The organism is Shewanella sp. SW1 (genome assembly GCF_025653545.1).
Lineage (GTDB): Bacteria > Pseudomonadota > Gammaproteobacteria > Enterobacterales > Shewanellaceae > Shewanella > Shewanella oncorhynchi.
The window spans coordinates 64,386-88,389 of sequence record NZ_JAKKSG010000009.1 but is presented as its reverse complement, the minus strand read 5'-3'; the positions used below and the strand labels follow the sequence as shown (position 1 = coordinate 88,389).

Annotated in this window: 25 protein-coding genes and 1 pseudogene; 13 read left to right on the top strand and 13 right to left on the bottom strand. The window is 44.8% G+C overall.

The features are described from left to right. Positions 1-220 precede the first annotated feature (220 nt). Positions 221-1,168: a patatin-like phospholipase RssA gene (rssA, locus tag L5M71_RS09935; protein WP_105252908.1), complete on the top strand. Its 948-nt coding sequence runs from the start codon at positions 221-223 to the stop codon at positions 1,166-1,168. Positions 1,169-1,302: 134 nt separating this feature from the next. Here rssA and L5M71_RS09930 read toward each other — a convergent pair whose 3' ends face one another. Then, complete coding sequence (locus tag L5M71_RS09930) at positions 1,303-2,313, bottom strand: NADP-dependent oxidoreductase (protein ID WP_113938823.1); 1,011 nt, start codon at positions 2,311-2,313, stop codon at positions 1,303-1,305. A 146-nt stretch (positions 2,314-2,459) separates the two neighbouring features. Between L5M71_RS09930 and L5M71_RS09925 the strand changes: the two genes are divergently transcribed. The 7 genes from L5M71_RS09925 to L5M71_RS09895 all read left to right on the top strand — a co-directional run bounded on the left by L5M71_RS09925 (position 2,460) and on the right by L5M71_RS09895 (position 9,072). Beyond that, a complete protein-coding gene (locus tag L5M71_RS09925; protein ID WP_105252906.1) occupies positions 2,460-2,948 on the top strand; it encodes a MarR family winged helix-turn-helix transcriptional regulator in 489 nt (162 codons plus the stop codon). A gap of 119 nt (positions 2,949-3,067) precedes the next feature. Further along, positions 3,068-3,757, top strand: a complete 690-nt coding sequence (locus L5M71_RS09920) for a hypothetical protein (protein ID WP_113938822.1) — start codon at positions 3,068-3,070, stop codon at positions 3,755-3,757. Positions 3,758-4,018: 261 nt separating this feature from the next. Next, positions 4,019-6,136: an anaerobic ribonucleoside-triphosphate reductase gene (nrdD, locus tag L5M71_RS09915; protein ID WP_212599904.1), complete on the top strand. Its 2,118-nt coding sequence runs from the start codon at positions 4,019-4,021 to the stop codon at positions 6,134-6,136. Positions 6,137-6,250: 114 nt separating this feature from the next. After that, the gene (gene nrdG / locus L5M71_RS09910) at positions 6,251-6,712 is read left to right on the top strand and encodes an anaerobic ribonucleoside-triphosphate reductase-activating protein (RefSeq protein ID WP_263205609.1); all 462 of its coding nucleotides are present in this window, start codon (positions 6,251-6,253) and stop codon (positions 6,710-6,712) included. Between the two features lie 114 nt (positions 6,713-6,826). Further along, positions 6,827-7,183: a YibL family ribosome-associated protein gene (locus L5M71_RS09905; RefSeq protein ID WP_028760414.1), complete on the top strand. Its 357-nt coding sequence runs from the start codon at positions 6,827-6,829 to the stop codon at positions 7,181-7,183. A gap of 272 nt (positions 7,184-7,455) precedes the next feature. Further along, complete coding sequence (gene ribA / locus L5M71_RS09900) at positions 7,456-8,070, top strand: GTP cyclohydrolase II (RefSeq protein ID WP_006087423.1); 615 nt, start codon at positions 7,456-7,458, stop codon at positions 8,068-8,070. Between the two features lie 57 nt (positions 8,071-8,127). Beyond that, positions 8,128-9,072, top strand: coding sequence for a hypothetical protein (locus L5M71_RS09895; protein ID WP_263205606.1), 945 nt, complete (start codon positions 8,128-8,130; stop codon positions 9,070-9,072). Between the two features lie 55 nt (positions 9,073-9,127). On the opposite strand, the gene L5M71_RS09890 is transcribed toward L5M71_RS09895, so the two are convergent. From L5M71_RS09890 to L5M71_RS09870, 5 genes are all read right to left on the bottom strand, one after another. Then, a complete protein-coding gene (locus tag L5M71_RS09890; protein ID WP_263205604.1) occupies positions 9,128-9,586 on the bottom strand; it encodes a FlxA-like family protein in 459 nt (152 codons plus the stop codon). Between the two features lie 252 nt (positions 9,587-9,838). Then, positions 9,839-10,222, bottom strand: coding sequence for a VF530 family protein (locus L5M71_RS09885; RefSeq protein WP_263205602.1), 384 nt, complete (start codon positions 10,220-10,222; stop codon positions 9,839-9,841). A gap of 182 nt (positions 10,223-10,404) precedes the next feature. Beyond that, a complete protein-coding gene (locus L5M71_RS09880) occupies positions 10,405-11,865 on the bottom strand; it encodes a carbon starvation protein A (RefSeq protein WP_219252149.1) in 1,461 nt (486 codons plus the stop codon). Between the two features lie 199 nt (positions 11,866-12,064). Continuing rightward, positions 12,065-12,775, bottom strand: coding sequence for a two-component system response regulator BtsR (gene btsR / locus L5M71_RS09875; protein WP_028760409.1), 711 nt, complete (start codon positions 12,773-12,775; stop codon positions 12,065-12,067). Continuing rightward, positions 12,772-14,469 carry a sensor histidine kinase gene (locus tag L5M71_RS09870; RefSeq protein ID WP_028760408.1) on the bottom strand — a complete coding sequence of 566 codons (1,698 nt, stop codon included), beginning with the start codon at positions 14,467-14,469 and terminating at the stop codon, positions 12,772-12,774. Before L5M71_RS09870 ends, btsR begins: the two co-directional genes overlap by 4 nt. Positions 14,470-14,597: 128 nt before the next feature. Here L5M71_RS09870 and L5M71_RS09865 point away from each other — a divergent pair, with 128 nt between their 5' ends. Next, the gene (locus tag L5M71_RS09865) at positions 14,598-14,840 is read left to right on the top strand and encodes a YecH family metal-binding protein (RefSeq protein ID WP_028760407.1); all 243 of its coding nucleotides are present in this window, start codon (positions 14,598-14,600) and stop codon (positions 14,838-14,840) included. Here L5M71_RS09865 and L5M71_RS09860 read toward each other — a convergent pair. The 6 genes and pseudogenes from L5M71_RS09860 to L5M71_RS09835 all read right to left on the bottom strand — a co-directional run bounded on the left by L5M71_RS09860 (position 14,767) and on the right by L5M71_RS09835 (position 17,904). Beyond that, positions 14,767-14,966: pseudogene (locus tag L5M71_RS09860) on the bottom strand (hypothetical protein). The gene L5M71_RS09865 and the pseudogene L5M71_RS09860 overlap by 74 nt on opposite strands. A 228-nt stretch (positions 14,967-15,194) precedes the next feature. Further along, positions 15,195-15,539: a replication protein RepA gene (locus L5M71_RS09855; RefSeq protein WP_263171095.1), complete on the bottom strand. Its 345-nt coding sequence runs from the start codon at positions 15,537-15,539 to the stop codon at positions 15,195-15,197. Continuing rightward, positions 15,526-16,194 (bottom strand): AAA family ATPase, encoded by a 669-nt coding sequence (locus tag L5M71_RS09850; RefSeq protein WP_263205600.1) that lies wholly within the window; start codon positions 16,192-16,194, stop codon positions 15,526-15,528. Before L5M71_RS09850 ends, L5M71_RS09855 begins: the two co-directional genes overlap by 14 nt. Positions 16,195-16,270: 76 nt before the next feature. Then, the gene (locus L5M71_RS09845; RefSeq protein ID WP_212599906.1) at positions 16,271-16,573 is read right to left on the bottom strand and encodes a PilZ domain-containing protein; all 303 of its coding nucleotides are present in this window, start codon (positions 16,571-16,573) and stop codon (positions 16,271-16,273) included. Between the two features lie 158 nt (positions 16,574-16,731). Then, positions 16,732-17,136: a phosphate-starvation-inducible protein PsiE gene (locus L5M71_RS09840; RefSeq protein ID WP_028760403.1), complete on the bottom strand. Its 405-nt coding sequence runs from the start codon at positions 17,134-17,136 to the stop codon at positions 16,732-16,734. A gap of 258 nt (positions 17,137-17,394) precedes the next feature. Beyond that, a complete protein-coding gene (locus L5M71_RS09835; RefSeq protein WP_028760402.1) occupies positions 17,395-17,904 on the bottom strand; it encodes a DUF2062 domain-containing protein in 510 nt (169 codons plus the stop codon). 32 nt (positions 17,905-17,936) lie between these two features. On the opposite strand from L5M71_RS09835, the gene L5M71_RS09830 reads away from it, so the two are divergent. The 4 genes from L5M71_RS09830 to L5M71_RS09815 are packed head-to-tail and all read left to right on the top strand — an operon-like array spanning position 17,937 to position 23,282. Next, positions 17,937-20,255, top strand: a complete 2,319-nt coding sequence (locus L5M71_RS09830) for a DNA internalization-related competence protein ComEC/Rec2 (RefSeq protein ID WP_263205598.1) — start codon at positions 17,937-17,939, stop codon at positions 20,253-20,255. Positions 20,256-20,287: 32 nt separating this feature from the next. Next, positions 20,288-22,096, top strand: coding sequence for a lipid A export permease/ATP-binding protein MsbA (msbA, locus tag L5M71_RS09825; RefSeq protein ID WP_105252892.1), 1,809 nt, complete (start codon positions 20,288-20,290; stop codon positions 22,094-22,096). Next, on the top strand, positions 22,097-23,092 hold the full coding sequence (gene lpxK / locus L5M71_RS09820; RefSeq protein WP_263205595.1) for a tetraacyldisaccharide 4'-kinase: 996 nt from the start codon (positions 22,097-22,099) through the stop codon (positions 23,090-23,092). It abuts the gene before it with no gap. Between the two features lie 10 nt (positions 23,093-23,102). Further along, positions 23,103-23,282: a Trm112 family protein gene (locus L5M71_RS09815; protein ID WP_006081200.1), complete on the top strand. Its 180-nt coding sequence runs from the start codon at positions 23,103-23,105 to the stop codon at positions 23,280-23,282. 137 nt (positions 23,283-23,419) lie between these two features. Here L5M71_RS09815 and L5M71_RS09810 read toward each other — a convergent pair whose 3' ends face one another. Further along, a complete protein-coding gene (locus L5M71_RS09810; protein ID WP_263186270.1) occupies positions 23,420-23,881 on the bottom strand; it encodes a hypothetical protein in 462 nt (153 codons plus the stop codon). Between the last annotated feature and the right edge of the window lie 123 nt (positions 23,882-24,004).

The window sequence follows — 24,004 nt, the reverse complement described above, 5'->3', positions numbered from 1 at the left end:
GATTATAGCCTTAATCGCCCTTGCTCAGCTATCCACATCGGTGATTATCTCTGCTTCATGCACGGATTGATGTAGAAAGTGTGCCATTTATGCTCTGTTGATTGTATTTATTTACATTGGTATTACAACCTCTTAATTGTGTCGTTTTTACCGATTGACAGTGGATATGGCAGGATTTTACGTTATCGTGTACTGCATTGAGTTACAGGAGAAATGATTTATGGCTAACGGAACAACCCCTTCGGTAGGTATTGCCTTGGGTAGTGGGGCGGCGAAAGGTTGGGCACATATAGGTGTATTGAATGGTTTAGCTGCCATGGGTATTAAGCCCGATAAAGTGGCTGGATGTTCGGTAGGGGCTTTAGTGGGGGCCGCTTACGCCCATGATCATTTACCCGAGTTAGAAAAATGGGTGCGCGGTTTTTCTAGTTGGGACGTGCTTGGCTTGATGGATATTCGATGGCGTAAGGGCGGGCTTATCGGCGGAGACAAGGTGTTCGATGTGCTGCATGCACGTATAGGAGATGTGAATATTGAGAATCTCAATCGTCCCTTTGCAGCCGTCGCGACTGACTTATACTCTGGTCAGGAAATTTGGTTTACTGAAGGGGATTTACGGCAAGCGGTACGGGCCTCTTGCTCCATGCCGGGGATTTTAGCCCCGGTCAGACAAGGAGAACGCTGGTTAGTCGATGGTGCTGTAGTGAATCCTGTTCCTGTTTCGGTCAGCCGCGCCATGGGCGTTGATGTGGTGATTGCAGTGGATTTATATGGCTATCATTCTGGGCGTATCCAAGTGTTACCCGTGAATATGACCAGCCAAAGGACTGTCCAAGCTGAAATGGATATGCCAGCGCGACAAGAAACGGGCTTTATGGATTTATTCGCCCGTGGCCGAGATTATGTCAGCAACCTAACCGATAAGTTTTCACTCGGCACTAAATCGAATCCGGGGATGATTGCTGTGATGTCGCAATCTATGGGTATTTTAGAGCAAAGACATAAGCGGGCGCGGTTGATGGGCGATCCACCAGATATTTGTATTGTGCCAGAGGTGGGAAATATCGGCACTATGGAGTTTCATCGTGCTGATGAGGCGATTGCCGCCGGCGAAGCGGCGGTGGAGAAAGTCGCCCACTTGATTGAAGCAGCGCTCTGGAAGGGCTGATGAGGCAAAATGTAGAGTCAAAAGTTTTATATAGATAGCGTTTGATTGCCAGATAAACAAAAGTCGGTATCACTTTCGCGATACCGACTATTTGCTATCTCATATTGAGATGTTTATACCGCTTTGTTGGTGACTTAGGCTAGTTTTACCAACATTTTACCGCGATTCTTACCTTCAAATAGACCGATAAAAGCATCAGGTGCTTGTTCAAGCCCTTGATAAATTGTTTGTTCTGCTTTGACTTTGCCTTCCGCTAACCATTGAGCCATTTTTGCGGTGAACTCAGGATAATGCGCCCAATGTTCGGATACGATAAAACCTTCTAACTTGAGTTTTCGCATTACAATTAGGGCTAAGTTGTCTGGGCCAGGTGTTGGAGTTGTGTTGTTATATTGCGAAATCATACCGCAAACAGCGATACGTCCATGATCTTTCATATTGCTCAGCGCTGCGGCTAAATGCTCACCACCGACGTTCTCAAAATACACGTCAATTCCTTCTGGGGCGGCTTTTGTCAACGCTTGGGTGAGATTGCCACAAGTTTTGTAATTGATGACCGCATCAACACCATAACTTTTTAATAATTCAGCTTTTTCATCTGAACCGACAGAGGCTATTACACGAGCACCAATTAGTTTACCAATTTGGCAGGCTACGCTACCTACTGCGCCAGAGGCTGCGGAAACGAACAGTGTCTCACCCGCTTTTAAATCTGTAATGCGAGTCAGTCCTGTCCAAGCTGTCATGCCTGGCATTCCGAGTACGCCGAGGAAATGTGAATTATCAAGCGTAGTTAGTGGTAAAGCTGTCAGTCCTGCGGTATCTGTGACTGCGTGTTCACGCCAACCTAGCATGCTGCTGACTTTAGTACCAACCGGGAACTCGGTGTTTTTTGACGCGATAACTTCACCAATCGCACCGCCTTCTAAGACTTGATTTAAGGCGAAGGGCGGAACATAACTCTTGCGATCAACCATGCGCCCGCGCATGTAAGGGTCAACCGACATCCATAGATTTTTAATCAGCACTTGTCCATCAGCGAGCGGTGCTAACGCTTTATTTACTAAAGTAAAGTTCTGTGCTGTAGGCATGCCTTCTGGGCGATTAGCTAGATGGATTTCACGGGTTTCAGTCATACTCTTCATAAAAACTCACCTTTTGTTTGTGCGCAAACTAATGATGTTAACTCTACGTGGCTTTAAGATCGAATGCAAATAGTTTGCGCGCAAACTAGATGAGGTGGGACAGATCGGATAAGATAGCGTTATGTTTAAATGACAGGCGCTTAAACGTGCAGAATTGCTTACCTCAACCTGAGCTAGACGCTACAAAACAGACTCATAGCCAAGCTTCTAGCGATCCACTCTGTTTATCCGATAATGTTTGTTTCGCGTTATATTCTGCGAGCAATGCATTAGTGCGTGCTTATCGGCCTCTACTCGAGGCATACGAGTTAACTTTCCCTCAATATTTAGTGATGCAAACCCTGTGGCGTCAAAACGGCTGCAGCCAAACCCAGCTATCAATGGCGACTAAACTCGATATGGGAACCCTAACGCCAATCGTCAAGCGGTTAGAGTTGAAGGGGTTGATTACGCGATTAGCCTGCGTTGAAGATGAGCGGAAAAAGCTGATCACTCTGACAAGTCAAGGAGAGGGTATCAGGCACGAAGCTCTTGCCTTGAAGCAAACCTTGCTTGATAAAGTGCAGATGGACGCTGAGGCACTCGATTTACTAAGGCGGCAATGTCTTGCCTTGATCGAAGATATACAGTCCTAGATATAAGTTGGTTTATGCATAGTGATGCTATTAACTCAGCGGTTGCACTGATTAATACTTGATTGGCTTAGTTTTTGCTTTAAAACCGTCATTGAGTCTTAGACGCCGAATTTTTGACGATGAATTCTATTTTAAATGCCTTTAATCTTAATCGCAGCAGTGCCAGTATCGCCGATGCCTATGGTGCCAATAGCCAAAAGACGAGCACGGCTAAAACCGATACTACGATAGAAACAAATAAAACGCAGACGGATGCTACCAAACCCGATAACGGTAAAACCGATGAGATAGCGCTGTCGCCAAGGGCGCAACGCGCACAGAAAATTCAATCGATGGCGAAGGATTTTTTTGCCGATGGTCAATTTGGTGTCGCCGATATTCCCGCATTGGTGTCGCGCTTACAAAAAGATGGCATTTTATCGGATGTGCAACTCGAGCGTTTATCGAAAAACGGTATTACAGTGCCGAGCACAACAACGCCGACTAAACAATCGTTGCAAGATTTTTTAGATGATGAAATCAAGTCATTAGCTAAAAAATCACCTAATAATCCTCTTATCAATACCTTAGTTGATGCTAAGAACGTCTTAACCAATATGGATGATGCTCAGTCGCCGGTGCTAGCCCAGAAGGCCACGAAAGTCCTTAGCCAATTGACGGATTATTTGAATTCTGAACCTCCGCTTACGGATGCTCAAAAGCAGCAGTGGCAGGGGCTAAAATCTATGATGCAACTTGCTTCATCTATGGGGGCACATCAATCTGCATCGGGCCAACTCAGTAGTTATCTTGCGCTTGCTAAACGTTAATTCACATCCATAGTGCGTGATAAACACAAATTGTCACGCATTCAACTAGCTGGGTTTAATCAGCAGGTCAAGGCGCAATTTTCAGATAATTGGACCTAGCTGCAGTTCTGGTTTGTTCTTTTATTTCTTCCTAAAAACTATGATCTGGATCATGGACGCTTCATCGTCGCTGTAGCCTAATACTCTACATATTGTGTTTTGTGCTTTTAAAATCACTAGATGTAGTGTTAATTTTTAGGCGAGATGGAGAGGAACTGAACAATGCCAGTCGTAATTAAGCGTGATGGTTGCCGCACACCTTTTGATGAAACAAGGATAAGGGATGCAGTGAATGCCGCTGCAAACTCAGTTGGAATAGAGGATGGCGACTATGCAGCGACAGTGGCAGCGTGTATCAGTCAGAGCGTCGCGCCATTAGCTGAAGTCGATATCCACCATCTGCAGGATGCGGTTGAGAATTTACTGATGGAAGGGCCGTACAAGTCCCTGGCGCGGGTGTATATCGAATACCGTCACGACAGAGATGTGTGCCGTGAAGCGACCAGTAAACTCAACCTCGAAATCCGTGGTTTAGTCGAGCAAAGCAATGCGGCTTTACTCAATGAAAATGCTAATAAAGATTCAAAAGTCATTCCTACTCAGCGGGATTTGCTTGCGGGCATAGTTGCTAAACATTATGCCAAGAGTCATATCTTGCCAAAGGATGTGGTCGCCGCCCATGAAGCGGGGGAGATCCACTACCACGACTTAGATTACTCGCCATTTTTCCCGATGTTTAACTGTATGCTGATTGATTTAGCTGGCATGTTGACCCACGGCTTTAAAATGGGCAATGCCGAAATTGAAACCCCTAAATCAATTTCAACGGCGACAGCAGTGACCGCACAGATCATTGCCCAAGTGGCGAGCCATATCTATGGCGGCACAACTATTAATCGTATCGATGAAGTGTTAGCGCCATTTGTCGCTAAGAGCTACGACAAGCATTACCAAATCGCCCTGAATTGGAAGATTACCGACGCTAAAGCCTTCGCCACGGCGCAAACTGAAAAAGAATGTCACGATGCATTCCAGTCTTTGGAATATGAGGTCAATACCTTACACACTGCCAATGGCCAAACACCGTTCGTGACCTTCGGGTTTGGGTTGGGTACTTCGTGGGAATCGCGCTTAATTCAGCAATCTATGCTCAAAGTGCGGATGGCGGGATTGGGTAAAAATCGCAAGACGGCAGTATTCCCTAAGCTAGTGTTTGCGATTCGTGATGGTATTAATCATAAAGCGGGCGATTGCAATTACGATGTAAAACAGATGGCGCTCAAATGCGCGACAATGCGCATGTATCCCGACATTCTCAACTACGAGCAAGTCGAGAAAGTCACCGGTTCATTTAAAACCCCAATGGGTTGCCGTAGCTTTTTAGGCACCTATGAAGAAAATGGCGAGCTTGTGCATGAAGGGCGCAATAATTTGGGAGTTGTCAGTTTAAACCTGCCGCGGATTGCCTTAGAAGCCAATGGCGATGAAGCTGAATTTTATCGCATTTTAGATGACAGACTAGTATTAGCCCGTAAAGCACTGGATACCCGTATTGAGCGACTGAACGGTGTTAAAGCCCGCGTTGCACCTATCCTCTATATGGAAGGCGCCTGTGGTGTACGTTTACGGGCTGATGATGATGTGGCGCAAATCTTTAAAAATGGCCGTGCGTCGATTTCACTCGGTTACATTGGACTGCATGAAACCATGAATGCACTCTATGGCACCCAAACCCATGTATTTGATGATGCACAATTAAGGGAAAAAGCCGTTGCTATTGTAGCTTATCTTAAAGCGGCTACCGATGCGTGGAAGGCCGAAACAGGTTATGGCTTTAGTCTGTATAGCACGCCAAGTGAGAGTCTTTGCAGCCGTTTTTGTAAACTGGATGCGAAGCAATTTGGCCTAGTCACAGGGGTGACGGACAAGGGCTATTACACGAATAGTTTCCACCTCGATGTGGAAAAAAGTGTTAACCCTTACGATAAAATTGATTTTGAACAGCCATATCCCGCTATCGCGAACGGTGGCTTTATTTGTTATGGCGAATATCCCAATATGCAGCATAACCTCGAAGCGCTGGAAAACGTCTGGGATTATAGCTACAGCCGCGTGCCTTACTATGGCACGAACACACCAATTGATGAATGCTATGACTGTGGCTTTACCGGCGAATTTAGTTGTACCAGTAAAGGGTTCACTTGCCCTAAGTGTGGCAATCATGAGCCTAGTCGGGTTTCTGTGACGCGCCGTGTGTGCGGTTACTTAGGCAGTCCTGATGCGCGGCCCTTTAATTATGGCAAGCAAGAAGAAGTAAAACGCAGGATCAAACACTTGTAACACTATTACCTTATTCTGCCTGTTAGACTTATTCCGTGGCATCACGTGGCATCAAATAGTGCCACGGGATGAGTGTCAGTGTTAAAAGATGAAATGCACTATGAGTGACCATCAATGAATTACCATCAATATTTCCCTATCGATGTGGTCAATGGCCCAGGTACCCGTGCGACCTTGTTTGTCTCTGGCTGTGAGCACCAGTGCCGCGGTTGTTACAACCAAAGCACGTGGGATCCCCGTTCTGGGCATGTGTTTGATTGGACGATGGAAGATAGGATTATTGCCGATCTCAATGATCAGCGGATTGTGCGCCGTGGTTTATCGCTTTCGGGCGGCGATCCTTTATTGCCTGTCAATCTCAGTGCCATTTTGACGCTCGTCAAACGAGTCAAGGCTGAGTGTAAGGGGAAGGATATTTGGCTGTGGACAGGTTATGTGCTCGATGAGTTGAGTGATGAACAGCGCGCCGTGTTGGCTTATATTGATGTGCTGGTGGACGGAAAATTTGAACAAAGTCTTGCCGATCCGAGTCTTGTCTTTCGCGGTAGCAGCAATCAGATCATTCGTTTGTTATAAAAGCGGTAACGAGGATCTGTAACTTGCTGCTATAATCTCAGGCCTTGACACAGACGCTAGCATAATCAGGCTAAGATTTTACTGTGGCTAACTTAGGTAATTTAAGGTAACAGAATGAATTTAAAGCAAGAACTGCAGCAGCTTAACGATAAATTAGATAAATTTCGTCGTAAACTTGCTGCGGCTGAACAAAGAGGCGATGACGTCATTATTGCCCAGTTCAAACGCGAAATCGCTGCGGTCACTAAGCAAATCGGCAGTGTGAAAGGGCAACAAACCCGCTTATTGAATAAGCAAGGGTCAGATATTAAAGGTTTGCCTTTCCATCGTGCTTTGACAAAAGCGGAACAAGCAGACATGGGCAAACTGAAAAAGTCTGTCAAAGGGCTTGTGGTAATCCACCCTATGACGGCTATCGGCCGTGAAATGGGGCTAACGGAAGTTACTGGATACGCTCCCGCAAAATTTTAATGTGGGATTGGATGTCACTGGCACGGGATCGAGTGTCGATCACGTGTTTGTGCTCCTGTATTTAATGCACTGCTTCGTTTTAATCCATTCCTTCGTGCTGCCCATCGAAAAGACATTCATGTTTGGTTTAGTTGATTAAAACACTAAAGTATTTCTGGATTGTTCGAAAACACTTTAGAATAGTGCGCTTAGTTGGCTAAGTGCCTAATCCTCGTTTTGTTTCTAGGGATCTTATTCGTCTCATGGAATGAGAGTTGTCGTTAAGGTTAAGTATGTCGATAAAATATGTCGCGACGTCAAAGTTACCCACTCCTTGGGGCGTGTTTGCCATGCATGGTTTTGAAGATACCGAATCAGGTAAAGAGCATGTTGCGCTCACATTCGGTACTCTCAGTGCGGATGAACCTGTGTTGGGCCGTATTCATTCCGAGTGTTTAACCGGCGATGCTTTATTTAGCTTGCGTTGTGACTGTGGTTTTCAGTTACAAGCTGCCATGCAAAATATTGCGGAAACGGGCAGTGGCTTTATCCTCTATTTACGCCAAGAAGGCCGTGGCATTGGTTTGCTGAATAAAATTCGCGCCTATGAGCTGCAAGATAAAGGCGCCAACACGGTTGAAGCCAACGAGCAACTCGGTTTCGAAGCGGATATGCGTAAATACGACATGATCAAGCCTATGCTGGAACAGATAGGGGTGAAGCATGTGCGTTTGATGACCAATAATCCGCGTAAAGTGAAAGCGATGAAGGAGTTTGGCATCGAAGTGGTTGAGCGCGTACCGCTGCAAGTTGGTAAAAATCGTTATAACGAAGCGTACTTAAAAACTAAATCCACTGAGCTTGGACACATGATGTCTGAATATCATTTTATGGATGAAAATAAGTAGTTTTGTCATCATGATGAGTCGACCGATTGAGTTAAAAATGAGGAAGGTTTAAGTCAATTGAGCCATTGTTTCAGTCGGTTGCTATTAAGCTTGTCGCTAATGTGCTTGGTATTACTGAGCGTTATTCCTACCACCTTTGCCGATAGTGTCTCCGCTACAAATACATTCATATCTGCATCTCAAGCGGATGATCCCAGCTTTTCTATCAATCATGCACCTAATAATGCTAATGGTAGTAATCCAATAGAAACTAGCACTAATCCAAATTCTGTTTACGCCTTTGGTAGTTATCTTGGCACTGGCGTTTACCGCGCTGCAAACCAAAATGCCACCGTCGTTAGCATTCCGTTAAGCTTTGATTTGAAGAAAGATAGCGGTAGCCAAACTTGGTTACGGTTACCTATCTCCTTTGGCTTTTTTGATTATTTAGCCAAAGATATCACTGAAGGTGAGTTGCCGTCGTCGATAGGTACTATGACAGTTACCCCAGGTTTTGAGCATCATTGGCAGGCGAGCGAAAATACTCGAATGGAAGGGTATTTAGATATCGGTTTTGGCACTAATTTCGATAAAAACGATAACGTTGCTATTATCGCCTCAGGGATCAGTAGCTTGTATGACTTTACCTTAGCAGGGCAGGATGCTGTGTGGGTATCGAGATTACGCTTTGCTGGGTACAGTGAGCACTATGGTAAGTTTTCGGATCAATTTGCAGTACTACAAACAGGTGTTGATTTAGGGTTAGCACCACGCTGGCAATGGTGGGATCTGCAGGTGCAACCAAGGATCTTTGCCGTAGGCTATTGGTATTTCAATGAACTTAGATTTATTAGCGAGATAGAGCAAGATACTATTGTTTCTGGTAGTTATGAGGCCGGTTTTTCCCTCGCGTTTTCTAAGCCCCTTGGGGGCGAACTGTTGGGTGTTGATCGTATTGGATTCAGCTATCGCCGTGGTGATGGATTGAACATTTGGCGTTTGATGTTCAGCTTTCCCATCTAAGTGGGTTAACGTTAGTCGGTTGGTCTTGTATTAGTTTAGTAGAATACTGTTTCAGTTAATCTGACTTTTTACTATCTTGCATCTTTTTATCCAACAAGGTGGCGATTTGGCCACTAAGTAACATTATTTGTTCTTGCAGCATTTTACGTTGCTGATCTGCAGCTTCTGAGTCATCTCCCTTGAGCTTGGATAATATTTCTTGTAATTCTTTTATTTTTTCTTTTATTTTGTCTATTTGTTCATCAATTAATGTCTTAGGTTCTTCTTTTGGAGTTACTTCAGCTTCATTTTTTTTAGCTAATGCTTTTTCTCTCAAAGGGGCCCCAAAGTCGTTGGATAAAGCCTCGCGGCCTGCATTAGAAATGGAGACTGTGTCTTGGGTATCTTGTGAGCCAGCGGACTCACTATTCGCTGTTGGTGTTTTTGTTGCAACTGGTGTCGCTGCGATATATGCGCCCGATACGGTGGTGAAACCTGAGCCAGTTGCGTTATTGTTTATTCCATTAATGTTCATTTAACACTCCATTCATGCAAATTTGGATGACGTTACACTTTTATCGGCCATCAATTTGAAAACTGAAGTCACTTTTTGTCGCTCGGCCAAAAAGAGTGTTTCTTCATGGCTCACAGCCTCTTAGTAAACGCTATTAGTCACAATTAAATTAAAGGTGTGGATTAGTGAAAAATCGATGAGTTATTGATTCATTCTAACAATACAGCCCTTAAGTGAGGGCTGTTCACGTTTTATGGCTGCAGAGGGCGAAGATTAACTGTTACCCCAAATATGGCTATTTACTTTGTCATCTGTGTTAGGTTTATCGCTTTTAGCTGACTTGTCAGGGGGAGTTTGATTGGTTTTCTTCGTCGCAATTTTTGCCGCAGGCTTCTTAGCCGCTTGGCTAGAGTCTGCTTTGGGGGGCGGCAAGGGTAATTTATTGGCTCTTAAATAAAGATATTCGACTTTATCCCGCGCCCACTCTGTTTTTCTCAAAAAACGTAAACTGGATTTGATGCTGGGATCGTGGGTAAAACAGCGGATATTAATTCTTTCCCCTAATTCTTCCCAGCCGTATTTCTCGACTAAATAAGTGATGATCGTTTCCAGTTTAATGCCGTGGAGCGGGTTATTCGATTGATTCATATTATGCATGTTGCAATGTGCTATGGCGGGAGTATAGCAGTTTTGTATGCCTGATACAGTGTGGAATGGTATCGAGTCAAGCTTGAATACCTTGCTAGCTTAAACCTGTGATAGCTGCTATTGGTGGAGCAGTATGATCAAAACAGGCGCAATAAAGCGCCTGTTTTAGTTTGGTCATTTGAATTGTTTGACTAGTCTTTGACTGTCTCTTTAAGCTCAGTTTCAACCGGTAAATCAATTTCGCCTTTACCTTTGGTTTTCACAATCAAGAGTGCTGTAATCACTAAGGTTGTGACTATGCCCGCTATGGTTGATACCGTCATAGGTAAACCGGCACCTAAGGTTGACGAGTTCAGTAGGAAGGTGATAACCACAGTGGTCATAAACATCGCTGGAATTGTCGCAATCCAATGTAGTTTGTTATGTCGTAGCAGGTAAGCCGAAGCCGTCCACAGCATTAATACTGCAGTGGCTTGGTTTGCTACACCGAAGTAGCGCCAAATCACACCAAAGTCTACTTGGGTCAATATGCCGCCGATAACAAATAGTGGGAGAGCTAACACTAAGCGCTTTGGTAGTGAGATTTGTGGCATATTGAAAAATTCAGCCAGAATCAAACGCGCAGAGCGGAAAGCCGTATCGCCTGAGGTAATCGGCAGAATAATCACCCCTAGGATAGCCATAAAGCCACCGATAGCGCCTAACAGACCGGTAGATGCCTCATAGACGACGTTGGCAGGGTTACCTGACATACCCGCACTTAACCCTTCTACTCCGCCAAAGTAAGACAACGCGATGGCACACCAAAGCAATGCGATAATGCCTTCGCCAATCATGGCGCCAAAGAAGACGAAGCGACCATTAGTCTCGTTTTCAACGCAACGGGCCATTAACGGTGATTGAGTAGCATGGAAACCCGATACCGCGCCACAGGCAATAGTGATGAATAGGGCAGGCCAAAGTGGCATGTCGTTCGGATTTAAGTTTTGGAAGAAATCGCCCGCTTGTACGTTAGGCAGTAAGGTATGCTCGCTTGATAGCATAATTGCGAAAGCTAAACCAAACGACATGAAGAACAATAAAGCGCCAAAGAAGGGGTACAGACGACCGATAATTTTATCGACAGGTACCACAGTTGCAATCAGGTAATAGACGAAGATTATACCAACGAAGATACTGACATCCCAACCAGTAAGCTTGCCAAGTAAGCCTGCAGGCGCAGAGATAAAGACCACACCGACGAGCAGTAACAGCACAATAGCAAACACGTTCATGAAGTGTTTGGCGCTCTTACCTAAATACTTACCCGCAAGGTTTGGCACGGATTGACCGCCATTGCGCACTGACAACATACCGGAGAAGTAGTCATGTACTGCACCTGCAAAGATACAGCCAACCACAATCCACAACATGGCTGCAGGACCATAGAGTGCACCTAAGATAGGACCAAAAATTGGGCCTACGCCTGCAATGTTTAATAATTGAATTAGATAGACTTTGCCTTTAGACATAGGCACAAAGTCGACGCCATCAGTTTGACTGAAAGCGGGTGTTTGACGATTAGCGTTAATGCCGAAGACTTTCTCGACAAAGGCGCCGTAGATAAAGTAGCCGCCGATCAGTAGACCGACACAGAGTAGGAACCACATCATTTTTGTTATCTCCCCATTTGAGTTCTGGCGAGTGTAAACAAGTTGTTGATATAAAACTTTGTAATTTCAATGAGTGGTCGAAAATGCAGTGTGAGCGGCAATTGGTGAGCTTAAGTGGTTACCATTGTATGTTAACGGTGAGTGTTGTTGGCCATCTTATGGCTAAAAATACGTCGCTAAGATAACTTTGGTATTGTGTTTATTGAAAGCCAAATAGCTGTTTAAGGCTTTTAAGATAGCGGCGTGATACGGGGACTTTATCGCCTAAATGAGTGGTGACTTCAGCCCCCGTATCTAACAGCTCAATTTCAGCAATCGCCTTAGGTGAAATCAAATACTGCCGATGGCAGCGCACCAGTGGGGTTTTTTCTTCGAACACTTTTAAGGTCAACTGGGTATGGACTTTGCCTTTCGTGCTGGCCACATGGATGCCGCTTAAGTCACTGAACACATATTCCACATCTTGGATTGCAATGACTTTGAGTTTATTGCCGCTGTAGCAGGGAATATGTTCAAGACTCTTTGGGGTAATGGAGTCCATAGCCTGAGGCGTTAGATTTTTACGCACACGAGTGAGGGTTTTACTGAGTCTGTCGGCATCTATGGGTTTGAGTAAATAATCGAAAGCATGATTGTCGAAGGCTTTGACGGCAAACTCGTCGTAGGCGGTGACAAACACGATTTTCGGCATGTCATCGGGGTCGAGCATTGCAATAAGTTCCATGCCCGAAATGCGTGGCATTTGGATATCAAGAAAGATTAACTGAGGTTTTTCTTTGGTTATGCTCTGTAATGCCTCAATAGCATTGGCGCATTGACCGACGATTTGGATGTCGTGTTCTTGCCCCAAAAGGTCAGCTAATTCTTCACGAGCAAACAGCTCATCATCGACAATTAAACAAGTGATCACGTGCGGTTATCCATATTTGATGTTTCAGGGCTTTCTATGGGCAATCTTATGGTGACACGAGTCAATTGATCGGGCTCGCACTCCACTGTCACGCCGTATTGTTCGCCAAAAATATTTTGAATTCGCTTATGCACTAAGTTCATCCCTAGACCTTCTGAGCCCTCAATGGGCTGATACAACCCGGCATTGTCTGTGACTTCTAGCTCCAGCACATCATTTTCGAGCTTGCCTGTCACTTTAATCTGCCCTTGCTCAATCATGTGCGAAGTGCCGTGCTTTACGGCATTCTCAATAATTGGCTGTAGGGTAAAGGCGGGGACTTTACAGTGGTAGAGTGATTCAGGTATCGCGATACTGACTTGCAATTTATCAATAAAACGCGCTTTTTCAATGGTGAGATAGGACGCTATGTGATCTAGCTCATCCCCAAGCGTCACTAAGCCTGTCGTTCGCTTTAAATTGATCCGTAAAAATTGCGATAACTGCTGCAGTAGCTGCTTAGACATATCAGGATCACGTTTGATAATCGCGCTAATGGTATTCAGTGCATTAAATAAAAAGTGCGGATTGACCTGAGCCTGTAGTAATTTAAGTTCGGCTTGAGTCAGTAGATTTTGCTGTTGCTCAAACCGGCCATAAAGAATTTGGTTTGATAATAGGCGGGCAATACCTTCACCTAAAGTACGGTTGATATTCAAAAAAAGTTTATTCTTAGGCTCATAGAGTTTAATCGTGCCAATGACCTCGGTATCACTGCGCAGCGGGATCACTAGACTCGACCCTAGACGGCAATGAGAAGAAATAGAGCATGCATAGGGCGTTTCAACGCCATCGGCGAACATGACCTTATTTTGATTGATGGCTTCTAAGGTGATTTTGGATGAAATCGGTGTACCAGGGAGATGGTGATCGGCGCCTATGCCAATAAAGGCTAACAGTTTTTCTCTGTCCGTGATGGCCACTGCACCCACATTGGTTTCTTCGATGACGATTTGGGCGACGTGACTACTACTTTCTTCGTTAAATCCTTTGGATAGTAATCCGACACTGCGTTCGGCAATTTTTAATGCCTTAGTCGAAAAGCTCGATGAGAGTTTATCAAACATGGTTTTTTGGTCACGGATCATGCTCATAAAGAGTGCCGCTCCCACGGAATTGACTAATAACATGGGCGGCGCGATTTGACGTACCAATTCCCATGCATCATCGAAGGGGCGTGCGACCAAAAGTATGATGCTCATTTGCATCATTTCAGCATAAAAAGTCACTAGGCAAACGAGTAATGGATTGTAGATGAGCTCACTTTTATCTGCGCGTCTTAAGTAGAAGCTTATCATCCCTGCGGATAAGCCTTCTAAGGTGGTGGAGATGGCGCAGGCTATATCAGTAAAGCCGCCCATACTGTAGCGGTGTAGCCCACCAGTCAGCCCCACCAGAAAACCAGTAACCGGTCCTCCTAATAATCCGCCTAAAACGGCGCCCATAGCACGAGTGTTGGCAATCGCTCCCGAGGTTTGCTCACCAAAATAAGTGGCCATGATGCAGAAACTCGAAAAAATCAGATACATAAAAATCTTATGTGGCAGACGAGGAGACGTTTCGGCAAACAGTTTAAACAGTGGCGTTTTACTGACTAAGTAAACGATTACTAAGTACAGCGACATCTGTTGGGTCAGTAATAGGATCAAAGACATAATGGCTCACATTATCGTCACAGATGTCGGCGCAGTCGTCCCCATTTGAAAGTTTGTGCGCGAGATCAGGGTTCGAATTTAACCGTTAGGATATAAAGAACAATAATATTGCATCTTTAGGAGGACATATGTCCAATTCTGTTCACGGTCATGATGTTATGGCGCTGATGGTAGCTCAAGGGGCCGCTATTATAAAGCCTGAATTAATTTCCATGATGGAGCAAAAGTTTGGCTCGGCGGCTCGATACCATACTTGTAGTGCAACTGATTTGAGTGCCGAAGCATTAATTGAGTTACTCATAGGTAAAGGTAAGTTTTACGAAACGTCCCAAGGTATTCAACTTGTAGCTGGGCGAAAGTGTGAGCATTAATACCCATCGTATTAAATATCTGTTCATTCAGCGGGAGCTCAAAGCGCTTTAGACAAGGCGAAGGCTTGAAGGCATAGTGGTGCTCTCTGTTGAAAGCCTTAAACGCAGTATAAAGCGCGATGCCATTAACATCAGCCGCCCTTCGGGAGCCACAGGCATTCCACTCCGGTGTTGCATTACTTAAAAGGAAATGACCATTTCTGCGTCAATGCGCCTTGGATTGAGATGCCAGTGGGGCTCTGAACTGACTAACTATTTAATGTGATTGGTATAATACACAGTGACCATAGCGTACTCATTTTATTTGGCTGGTTAGTTTTTAGTCACTTAGATGTGTAATTATTTTGTTGAAGCTTAGGCTTCATCATGGCGCTTATTTGCAATTTGCTCCTGCTGTGCGGGGGTGAGTTGGGTAAATTCATTGATCAAAATACGCAGTAATCGAGATTTTGCAATATTGGTGGATTTCGATAGGGCGTCAAGCTGAGAAATACTGTTTTCAGTGAGGGTAAAGGTCGCGTGGCGATAAATCTTAGTCGATTTTTTATCTAAGCCCTTAACTATGGTTTGTGTGGTGGGCGCAGCTAATAAACTCGCCTTACCTAAAGCGTAGTTATTGGCATCTTCAATGAAATCATCGACAGAAACCGGCTTGATGATTTGCTTAGGTTTCTTACGTTTAAGATCAGTTAAGCTCATAGCTATTTTCTGGTGGCATTGCGAATAACTCATCCGCGATGGCGCGGATCTCATCGGCTGCTTTTCCATCGGGTTCTATTTCGACGACTGAAGAGCCTCTTTCTTCACTGTCATCATAAATATTTCGGCAAAATGTAACTGAATTTAGCACTCTTAGTCCAAAGGATTGCACCACATCTTTGGCTTCTAAAATGCGTTTAAATTGTGTGGGAAGCGCTGGGCATTGGGTTAGCACTATAGTCGCGATCATTTTAGGATTCACCATCTTACAAGTACTTAGCATGTCTTCCATGTGGGGTAATGTTTTGAGATCGCGTCTTTTGGGTCTGAGGGGGATCACAACATAAGTCGCTACCGACATAGCTGCGCGCATGGCTAAGTTATCTTGGCCACCACAATCTACAATTACGTAGTCAAAACGCTCATTGAGGCTGAGTAAATCATTACGAATCTTGCCGTAAAGTTGGATGCAATTAATACTTGGGAGGCTTGGATCATTATTTCTTGCTTGGATCCAATCTGAAGTCGTGCGTTGGGGATCACAATCGACCATGAGGACGTTTGCCTGACATTTTTGCTTAATATAAACGGCAAGATTTTGAGCGAGACAACTTTTTCCGCTACCACCTTTTTCACCACCTACCAGCAAGATCATACTGACGCCCCTTAATGAATTGTTCAATTCATTGAGTGTAGAACAGAGCCATTAAAGCTGCGAAATTTAAGTTAAATTAAAGCAGTTGCATGGCAATGTGGTAGCTTTGGTCGTGGCATTTTGCGCAGCGGCAGACTTGTCCTTTAACGGTATTTTGTTGGGTTGAATTGGGATTAAAGGTCACTTCGATGAGTTCGCCCAGTGCAAACGGATTTTTATAATCGAATAAAATGCCGCGTCTTGCTAAGTCGATACACACACCTTCATCTGTTTGCTTCATGCCTTGAGTGTCGATCCAATTCAAGACCACGCGCTCTGCTTCCATGTCGACTCGCAGCGATGTGCGTTTTTCTTCAAAACCAGTAGTATGGTCACCCATAACTCAATTGCCCCGTAAATTATTGATCTCAGTAAAACTAGCATAATTGCTTTTTGGCAGAATACCAATGTGAAAGCTAGGTCTTTGATAATAGTTTTAAAACGAGAACAGCAGGTGCCATTGATTTAGGTTTCAATAGCACCAACTCAGGTATTTGATTAATTGTCGTATTCTTGATTTTTTGGATAAGGCATTTTTAATTGGCCCCAACGAATCACAATCACGGTTGCCGCTAAAATTAGCGTCGATAATGATATTGCTGCGATACGCCAGTCTTCCATGCTCTTCATATCTAAGATTAGGTAACGGGCCAAGGCGACAATCGCAATATAAAGCGGCATACGTACTGGTAACTTACCGGATTCATAGTAGTTAGCCACCATGGCTAACACTTCTAAGAAAATAAATAACAAGAGTAAATCGGCCAGTGCGACCATACGTACAGAGATGATATGCACAATTTCTTGGCCTATTGCGACAACGGTGGCAATGGCAATAATAAATAGGACTAAGTGTTCAACGGCTTTAAGGCTTTTAGAACCATATTGATGATAAAAAGGCATGGATATTCCCTACTTGATGTTTTTATAAATAGTAACAGCAAAAATCTGTTTTTAGGGAAAAGCTAGGCGCCGCTGTGTGATTTAATTCACAGATATGTACGATCTTAAATTCGGCGCAAAGTGGAGTTAACGTGGTTGTATTGTAGAAGGTGATTCACATGATGAACAAAAGGGAAGCGAGAGCGAATGTGTTAATCCGCTTATGCTGTTACCTTGACTCAATCGTTGTACCAACATAAGCGGTTTGAATATAAAAGATTATTTATTCTTGCGTTTCTGCCACTTAAACATAATTGAATATTTCCACAGATTATTAATCAGCAAATAACCGACAGCGGAAAAAACCACTCCTAGCACGAGACACCCGAGTAAGAATGCCGGACCTATAGTCGCAAGCGATGCTTCAATCCATTGCCAACTTGCTTCGAAGGCAAAATCTTGCGGAGCATGGCCTAGTATTTTAGCTCCGAGCAAATACGCCCCATAAAACATCACTGGCATAGTTAAGGGATTGGTTATCCATACTAATGCAACTGAAACAGGAATATTAACGTTAAATAGAATGGCAAAAGCCGCTGCAACAACCATCTGAAATGGCATTGGGATCCAAGCGACAAATAACCCTACGGCAAATGCGCCTGGGGCGGATTTTCGATTAAGTGCCCATAGATTGGGATTATGTAACAAGCGTCCGAACATGCGTAAGTGTTTATGCTCACGCAAGGTTTCAGGCTTAGGCATAAATCTTTTAATTAATTTTTTTGGCATATGCTGAAATTGCTGTCTTAACTTAATTCACTATGAATCGATTCATGTTTGGCTTTAGTGCCATCTTATTATCAGCGATGTTATGGCCTTCGCTGCCGCCAGTCAGTTACATACCCTACCTTGTTGTTGGGGCGTTAATCTTACACCGAAAAATCCCTGTCTGTGCAGGTGGGCTCTTTGCGGTAGCATGGCTAACTGGTTTTTGCTTAGGATTATCTAGGCAGGATTTGCCAGTGTTACAACAACCTATACAGGTAAGGGGCGAAATCATATCACTAGTTAGTCGAAACAGCGACTGGCTAAGTTTGGATATATCGCTCATTAAACCAAATTTAATCTTAGGGCCAAACGCAAAATTGCGACTCACGTGGAAAGATCCGCCAGAAGTCGATGTGGGTCAGGTTTGGCTGTTTACCTTGATGCCTAAGAGCATTGCTAGCGTGCTAAATCAAGGCGGCTACAACGAACAAAAACAATTAATCAGTCAACATGTTGTCGGTAAAGGACGAGTGATTGAGGCGCAGTTACTTGCGGTTTCGCCTTCATTGCGTAACGACCTCATAAGCGCATTGACACCTGAATTAGCCTCTTTACCTCAAGGTGACATTTTACTCGCCTTGCTTTTGGGGGATAAGCATTTGATCTCAAAAGCTCGTTGGCAAGCACTAAGGCAGACTGGCACTGGCCATTTAGTGGCGATTTCCGGTTTGCACCTCTCCGTTGTCGCGGCATGGGTATACGCTTGCATTTTGTTTGGATTGAGTCGTTTTGTGTCACATCAGAGTCGACGTAATATGACTTTTGCGTTAGTCGTGGCAGGTATAGGCGCCGCATTTTATGCTTATCTTGCAGGCTTTGGAGTGTCGACTCAGCGTGCACTCGTGATGATTTTACTTTTAATGCTACTGAGTTTATTAAAGCGATTTTCTACTGCGTGGGAGCGCTTGCTGTTTGCATTGTTTGTCGTATTGTTACTCGACCCGCTTGCTTGTTTAAGTGCGGGATTTTGGCTGTCGTTTTGTGCTTTAGGGGTGATTTTATATACCTTAGTCATCCAGCCCAAAGAGTTTACGGCTGTGTCGACTCGAAGGACGCGTGTAGGCGCGGGGCTTTTACAATTTTGGGCCATCCAGTGGCGCCTGAGCCTTGGGCTTGGATTACTGCAAGGAGCACTCTTTGGTGGTGTGAGTTTACACAGCTTGTGGATGAATATCCTAGCTGTGCCATGGTTTAGTTTTGTTGTTATCCCATTAGCGATGGCGGGATTTATATGCTGGTGGGTTAGTACTGCGTTTGGGTTCTCTTGGTTGGGACTGCTTCGCCTAAGTGATTGGAGTTTATCACCCTATGCGCAGTTGCTAGACATAAGCCAGCAATTGCCAGCCCATTGGTTAGCGCTTTCAGATACGATATTAGCCTTGGGGTTATCCGCGCTCATCGGTGGTGTGTTATGGCGCTATGTGCCTAAAAATAAAAATTATACTTCTTGGTTAAGCCTGCTGAGTTTACTGTTTATTCCCGCTTTGCTTTTCTGTATTACGCTGTGGTCACCCTTTCAAAATAATCGATGGGCTATGCATTTACTGGATGTGGGCCAAGGTTTAGCTGTGGTTATTGAAAAGAATGGTAGAGGGCTGGTCTACGACACTGGTGCCGCCTTTGGTGATGACTTCAGTTATGCGGAGCGGGTGATATTACCTTTCCTAAAAGCCAAAGGCATTCAAGAGATTGATTATATTGTTATCAGCCATAGCGATAACGATCATGCAGGTGGTGCCCCTGTTTTGATTGAGGCTTACCCTAAGGCTTTAGTGATCACAGACGTGGCTGGCTTTAGCGGCCAAGATTGCCGCCCAAGGCTAATTCAATGGCAAGGGCTGAGCTTGAATTTGCTTTCTCCGCCTCAAGCGTTAGTGGGTAATAATGGTTCCTGTGTTATACGCATTGATGATGACAGGCAGAGTCTACTGCTTACGGGGGATATCGAAAAGCAAATCGAAACTTCGCTATTAAGTCGTGCCCTAAGTGGTGAGCATGAGTTACAAAGTGAAGTGCTCGTTGCGCCCCACCACGGCAGTAAAACCTCGTCAACTGAAGCCTTTATTGATGCTGTTGCCCCCAAGTTAGTCTTGTTTCCTGCTGGTTTTGCTAATCGCTGGGGGTTTCCAAAATCCACAGTGGTTGAACGTTATCAGCAACGGGAGATTATGGGCCTAACTACAGGTATAGAAGGGCAGATTAGTGTGATTTTTCAGCAGTCTGAGCGAGAGGTTAAGACCTATCGTGGTGATTTAGCGCCATTTTGGTACAACTCTCTGTTTAGATTTGGTGACTTGATTAATCCAGAGTAGAATGCCTACTTTGCCATAATTTAGTGTTATCAATGACAACATCTCCTAAAGACGAAATGTGGACAGTTTTCAAACGATTACTGGGCTATATAAAACAGATGAAAGGCATGTTTATGCTTTCAGTTGCGGGATTAATTATTTATGGTCTCGTCGATGCCGCCTTTATCGCTTTTATCGGCCCCTTTATTGATAAGGGTTTCTCCGGCGGCGCACCTGCTGCGGTGACCAACGGCATAGCATTGCCAACCAGTGAAGGTTTCCACGCAAACAACGACGTGCTTATGATGGCGCCGCTTGTGGTTATCGTTATGTTTTCCCTACGTGGCTTTGCTAACTTTGTTTCGACTTACGGCATTTCATATATGAGTGCACGTTTGATCATGGACATGCGTCAGCAAGTGTTTGAGCATTATCTGAGCCTGCCTGTCAGTTATATGGATAAGGAAAATACCGGTAACTTGATCTCAAAAGTGACTTTTGATACTGAGCAAATCGCTCGAGCATCGGGAAGTGCTTTGATTTCCATCGTCCGCGATAGTGTGACTGTGTTTGGTATGCTGGTGCTGATGTTCTATAACTCTTGGAAGCTATCCCTCTGTATTCTTGTGATTGGTCCTATCATGGGCATGGTCATTGCGGTAGTCAGCCGTCGTTTCCGCAAGGTCTCTAAGCAAATTCAAACAGCCATGGGCGGAGTGAGTGCGACTACGGAGCAAATGATTAAAGGCCATAAAAACGTACTGGCCTTTGGTGGACAGGAAACAGAAGCAACCCGTTTTGCTAAAGTAAACGATCAAAACCGCCATCAAAATATGAAGTTAGCTGTGGCACAAGCCATTAGTCAGCCTCTGATCATGATTATTGGTTCATTCGCCTTAGCCTTTGTACTTTATGCGGCAAGCTTAGACAGCATGAAAGCCGATCTTACCGCGGGTACCTTCGCGACGATTCTTGGTGCCATGATGGCCATGTTACAGCCAATCAAAAACTTAACCCGAGTGAATGCCGAATTTCAACGGGGTATTGCGGCTTGTACCACAGTGTTTGAATTACTGGATACGTTGCCAGAGTCCGATACGGGAACTTATACTGTCGAGCGTGCTAAGGGGCATTTACGTTTTGATAATGTGTGTTTTACCTATGACAGCCAAGATCGTCGTGCACTTGAGAATGTCGATTTTGAAGTCAAACCTGGGCAAACCTTAGCCTTAGTTGGACGTTCTGGCTCAGGTAAGTCGACTATTGCGAGTTTAGTGACCCGTTTTTATACGGGCCTTGAATCCGGCGATATTCTGCTTGATGACGTCAGCATCTACGATTACTCGCTAAAATCGCTGCGCAATCAAGTGGCACTGGTATCGCAACAGGTGACCTTGTTCAATGACACGATAGCCAATAACATCGCTTACGCCTACCCAGGTGAAGCCACTCGTGAGCAGATCATTGAAGCTGCGACCTTGGCCTATGCGATGGAGTTTATTGATCAGCTGCCCCAAGGCCTTGATACCCAAGTGGGTGAGAATGGCGTGTTATTGTCCGGTGGTCAAAGACAGCGGATTGCGATTGCACGCGCTATGTTGCGTGATGCGCCTGTGTTGATCCTCGATGAAGCGACTTCTGCACTGGATACTGAGTCAGAAAAAGCCATTCAAAAAGGGTTAGATAACCTCAGACAAAACCGCACATCTGTAGTGATCGCCCACAGGTTGTCGACCATCGAGAGTGCGGATCAGATTTTAGTAGTCGATCAGGGGCGTATCGTCGAGCGCGGGACGCACCAATCACTATTGGAATTAGATGGCATGTACGCCAAATTATACCAAATGCAATTTGGTAGTTAGATGCAGGCCTTAGTAAATAAAATTTGGTATCAGGGCCATCCACTGCGATGGCTCTTGTTACCGTTATCTGGCTTATTCGCGGTTATCACTTATGTGCGCCGCGCTTTGTTTCACCTCGGGATGAAATCACAAACTGCAATGCCTGTACCTGTCATCGTCGTCGGTAATATTACCGTCGGTGGCAGTGGTAAGACGCCAACTGTGATTTATCTGATTGAATTACTGCGCCAACATGGATTTCACCCCGGTGTGATCAGTCGTGGTTACGGTGTTGATATTCAAGGCGTTAAATCGGTTTGCTTAGGTGCAAGTGCGGCAGAGGTGGGTGATGAACCTGCCATGATAGTGGCGCGTACTCAAGTGCCCATGGTGGTTGGCGCTAAACGGGTCGATGCGGCTAATGCGCTTATTGCTGAGTTTGGTGTTGATGTCATCATCTGTGACGATGGCCTACAGCATTATGCTCTGGCACGCGATATTGAGCTGGTGGTGATTGATGGTCAGCGCGGTTTAGGCAATGGCTTGCTATTGCCAGCAGGTCCATTGCGTGAAGGCGCGTGGCGTCTCGATACCGTGGATTTTATCGTCAGTAATGGCGGCCCAGCGGCAAAAGGGCAGTTCGAAATGCAACTGACACCTACGGCAGTGAAGCCTGTAAAATGTGATGCGACGTCTGGTGAATATACTTTCGATAAGTCTCAGCCGCTCGTTGCGATGGCGGGCATAGGTAATCCAGCGCGTTTCTTTGAATCGTTGCGCGCACAAGGCTATCAACTGGCCTTCTGCCATGGTTTTGATGACCATCAGGCCTACGATAAAACCCAGTTAGGTGATTTAGCCCAAGGCTTGCCACTGTTGATGACAGAAAAAGATGCGGTTAAATGTCGCGATTTTGCACAAGAAAACTGGTGGTATTTGGCGGTCGATGCCAAGCTATCCCCACAATTTGATGAACAGCTGCTCGCACGTCTTCGTGAAGTGGCTGCAGCTAAATAAGGAAACTTCCATGGCATTCGATAAAAAATTGTTAGATATAGTGGCTTGCCCTGTGTGTAAGGGAAAACTTGAGTACGATAAAACGACGCAGCAGTTGATTTGTAAGGCAGATAAACTTGCTTATCCGATCACTGAAGGTATCCCTGTGTTATTGGAAAATCGTGCTGTGCCACTGACCGAATCAGTCTAGTGTGATGTGAATGCGCGTATTGTCTCATACGCGCATGCTTGCTTTTTATTCTGCTTATTACCGTTTTCGCTATTTTTAGCCGATTTCAGTTTTTTGTATTGGTAACTGTGCACGTTTCTTCATTACTCTGAGTTTAGTTAATAGCTCATAAATTTTTGTTTATCAGCATTGGTTGCCCCCTCTTGGCACTCACCGCGGATTTCTCCTCGACCAGGCTCGATAATTCGGCTTAATTCAATATAACCTTCGCGGCAATAACCCGTCATTTCAAGGGTTTTGATTAAACCCAAATCAACCTGTCTCCCCCAAATTTCTAATGAGTCCTGTAGATCTTGCATCGCGCGGCGTTGCTCACGGGGATCTTGCATATTACGTATGCGTGCCTCGTGTGGAAAAGGGCGGTCTGTATCATTCATTGTCGACTTTTCATCGACCAGACGAGCTTTGTAGCTGAAGAGTTTAAGGCCATCGCTTTTAATATCTGTCGTCAACTTATCCCGTAATTTTCCGGCGAGTTCACTCGGGTCAATTGGCGCACTGCTGCAGGCGATGAGCGAGAAACAACTTAAGATGGCAAGGCTGAGATATCGAAACGGCATAATCAAATTTAACTCTTAGTTATTAACTGACAGAAGAATACCTTAATATGGCCCTAAAGTTCATGGATTTATGGCATTCTCATAGGTCGAGTACGCGCCGATAGGTGTAATGGATTAAGGATG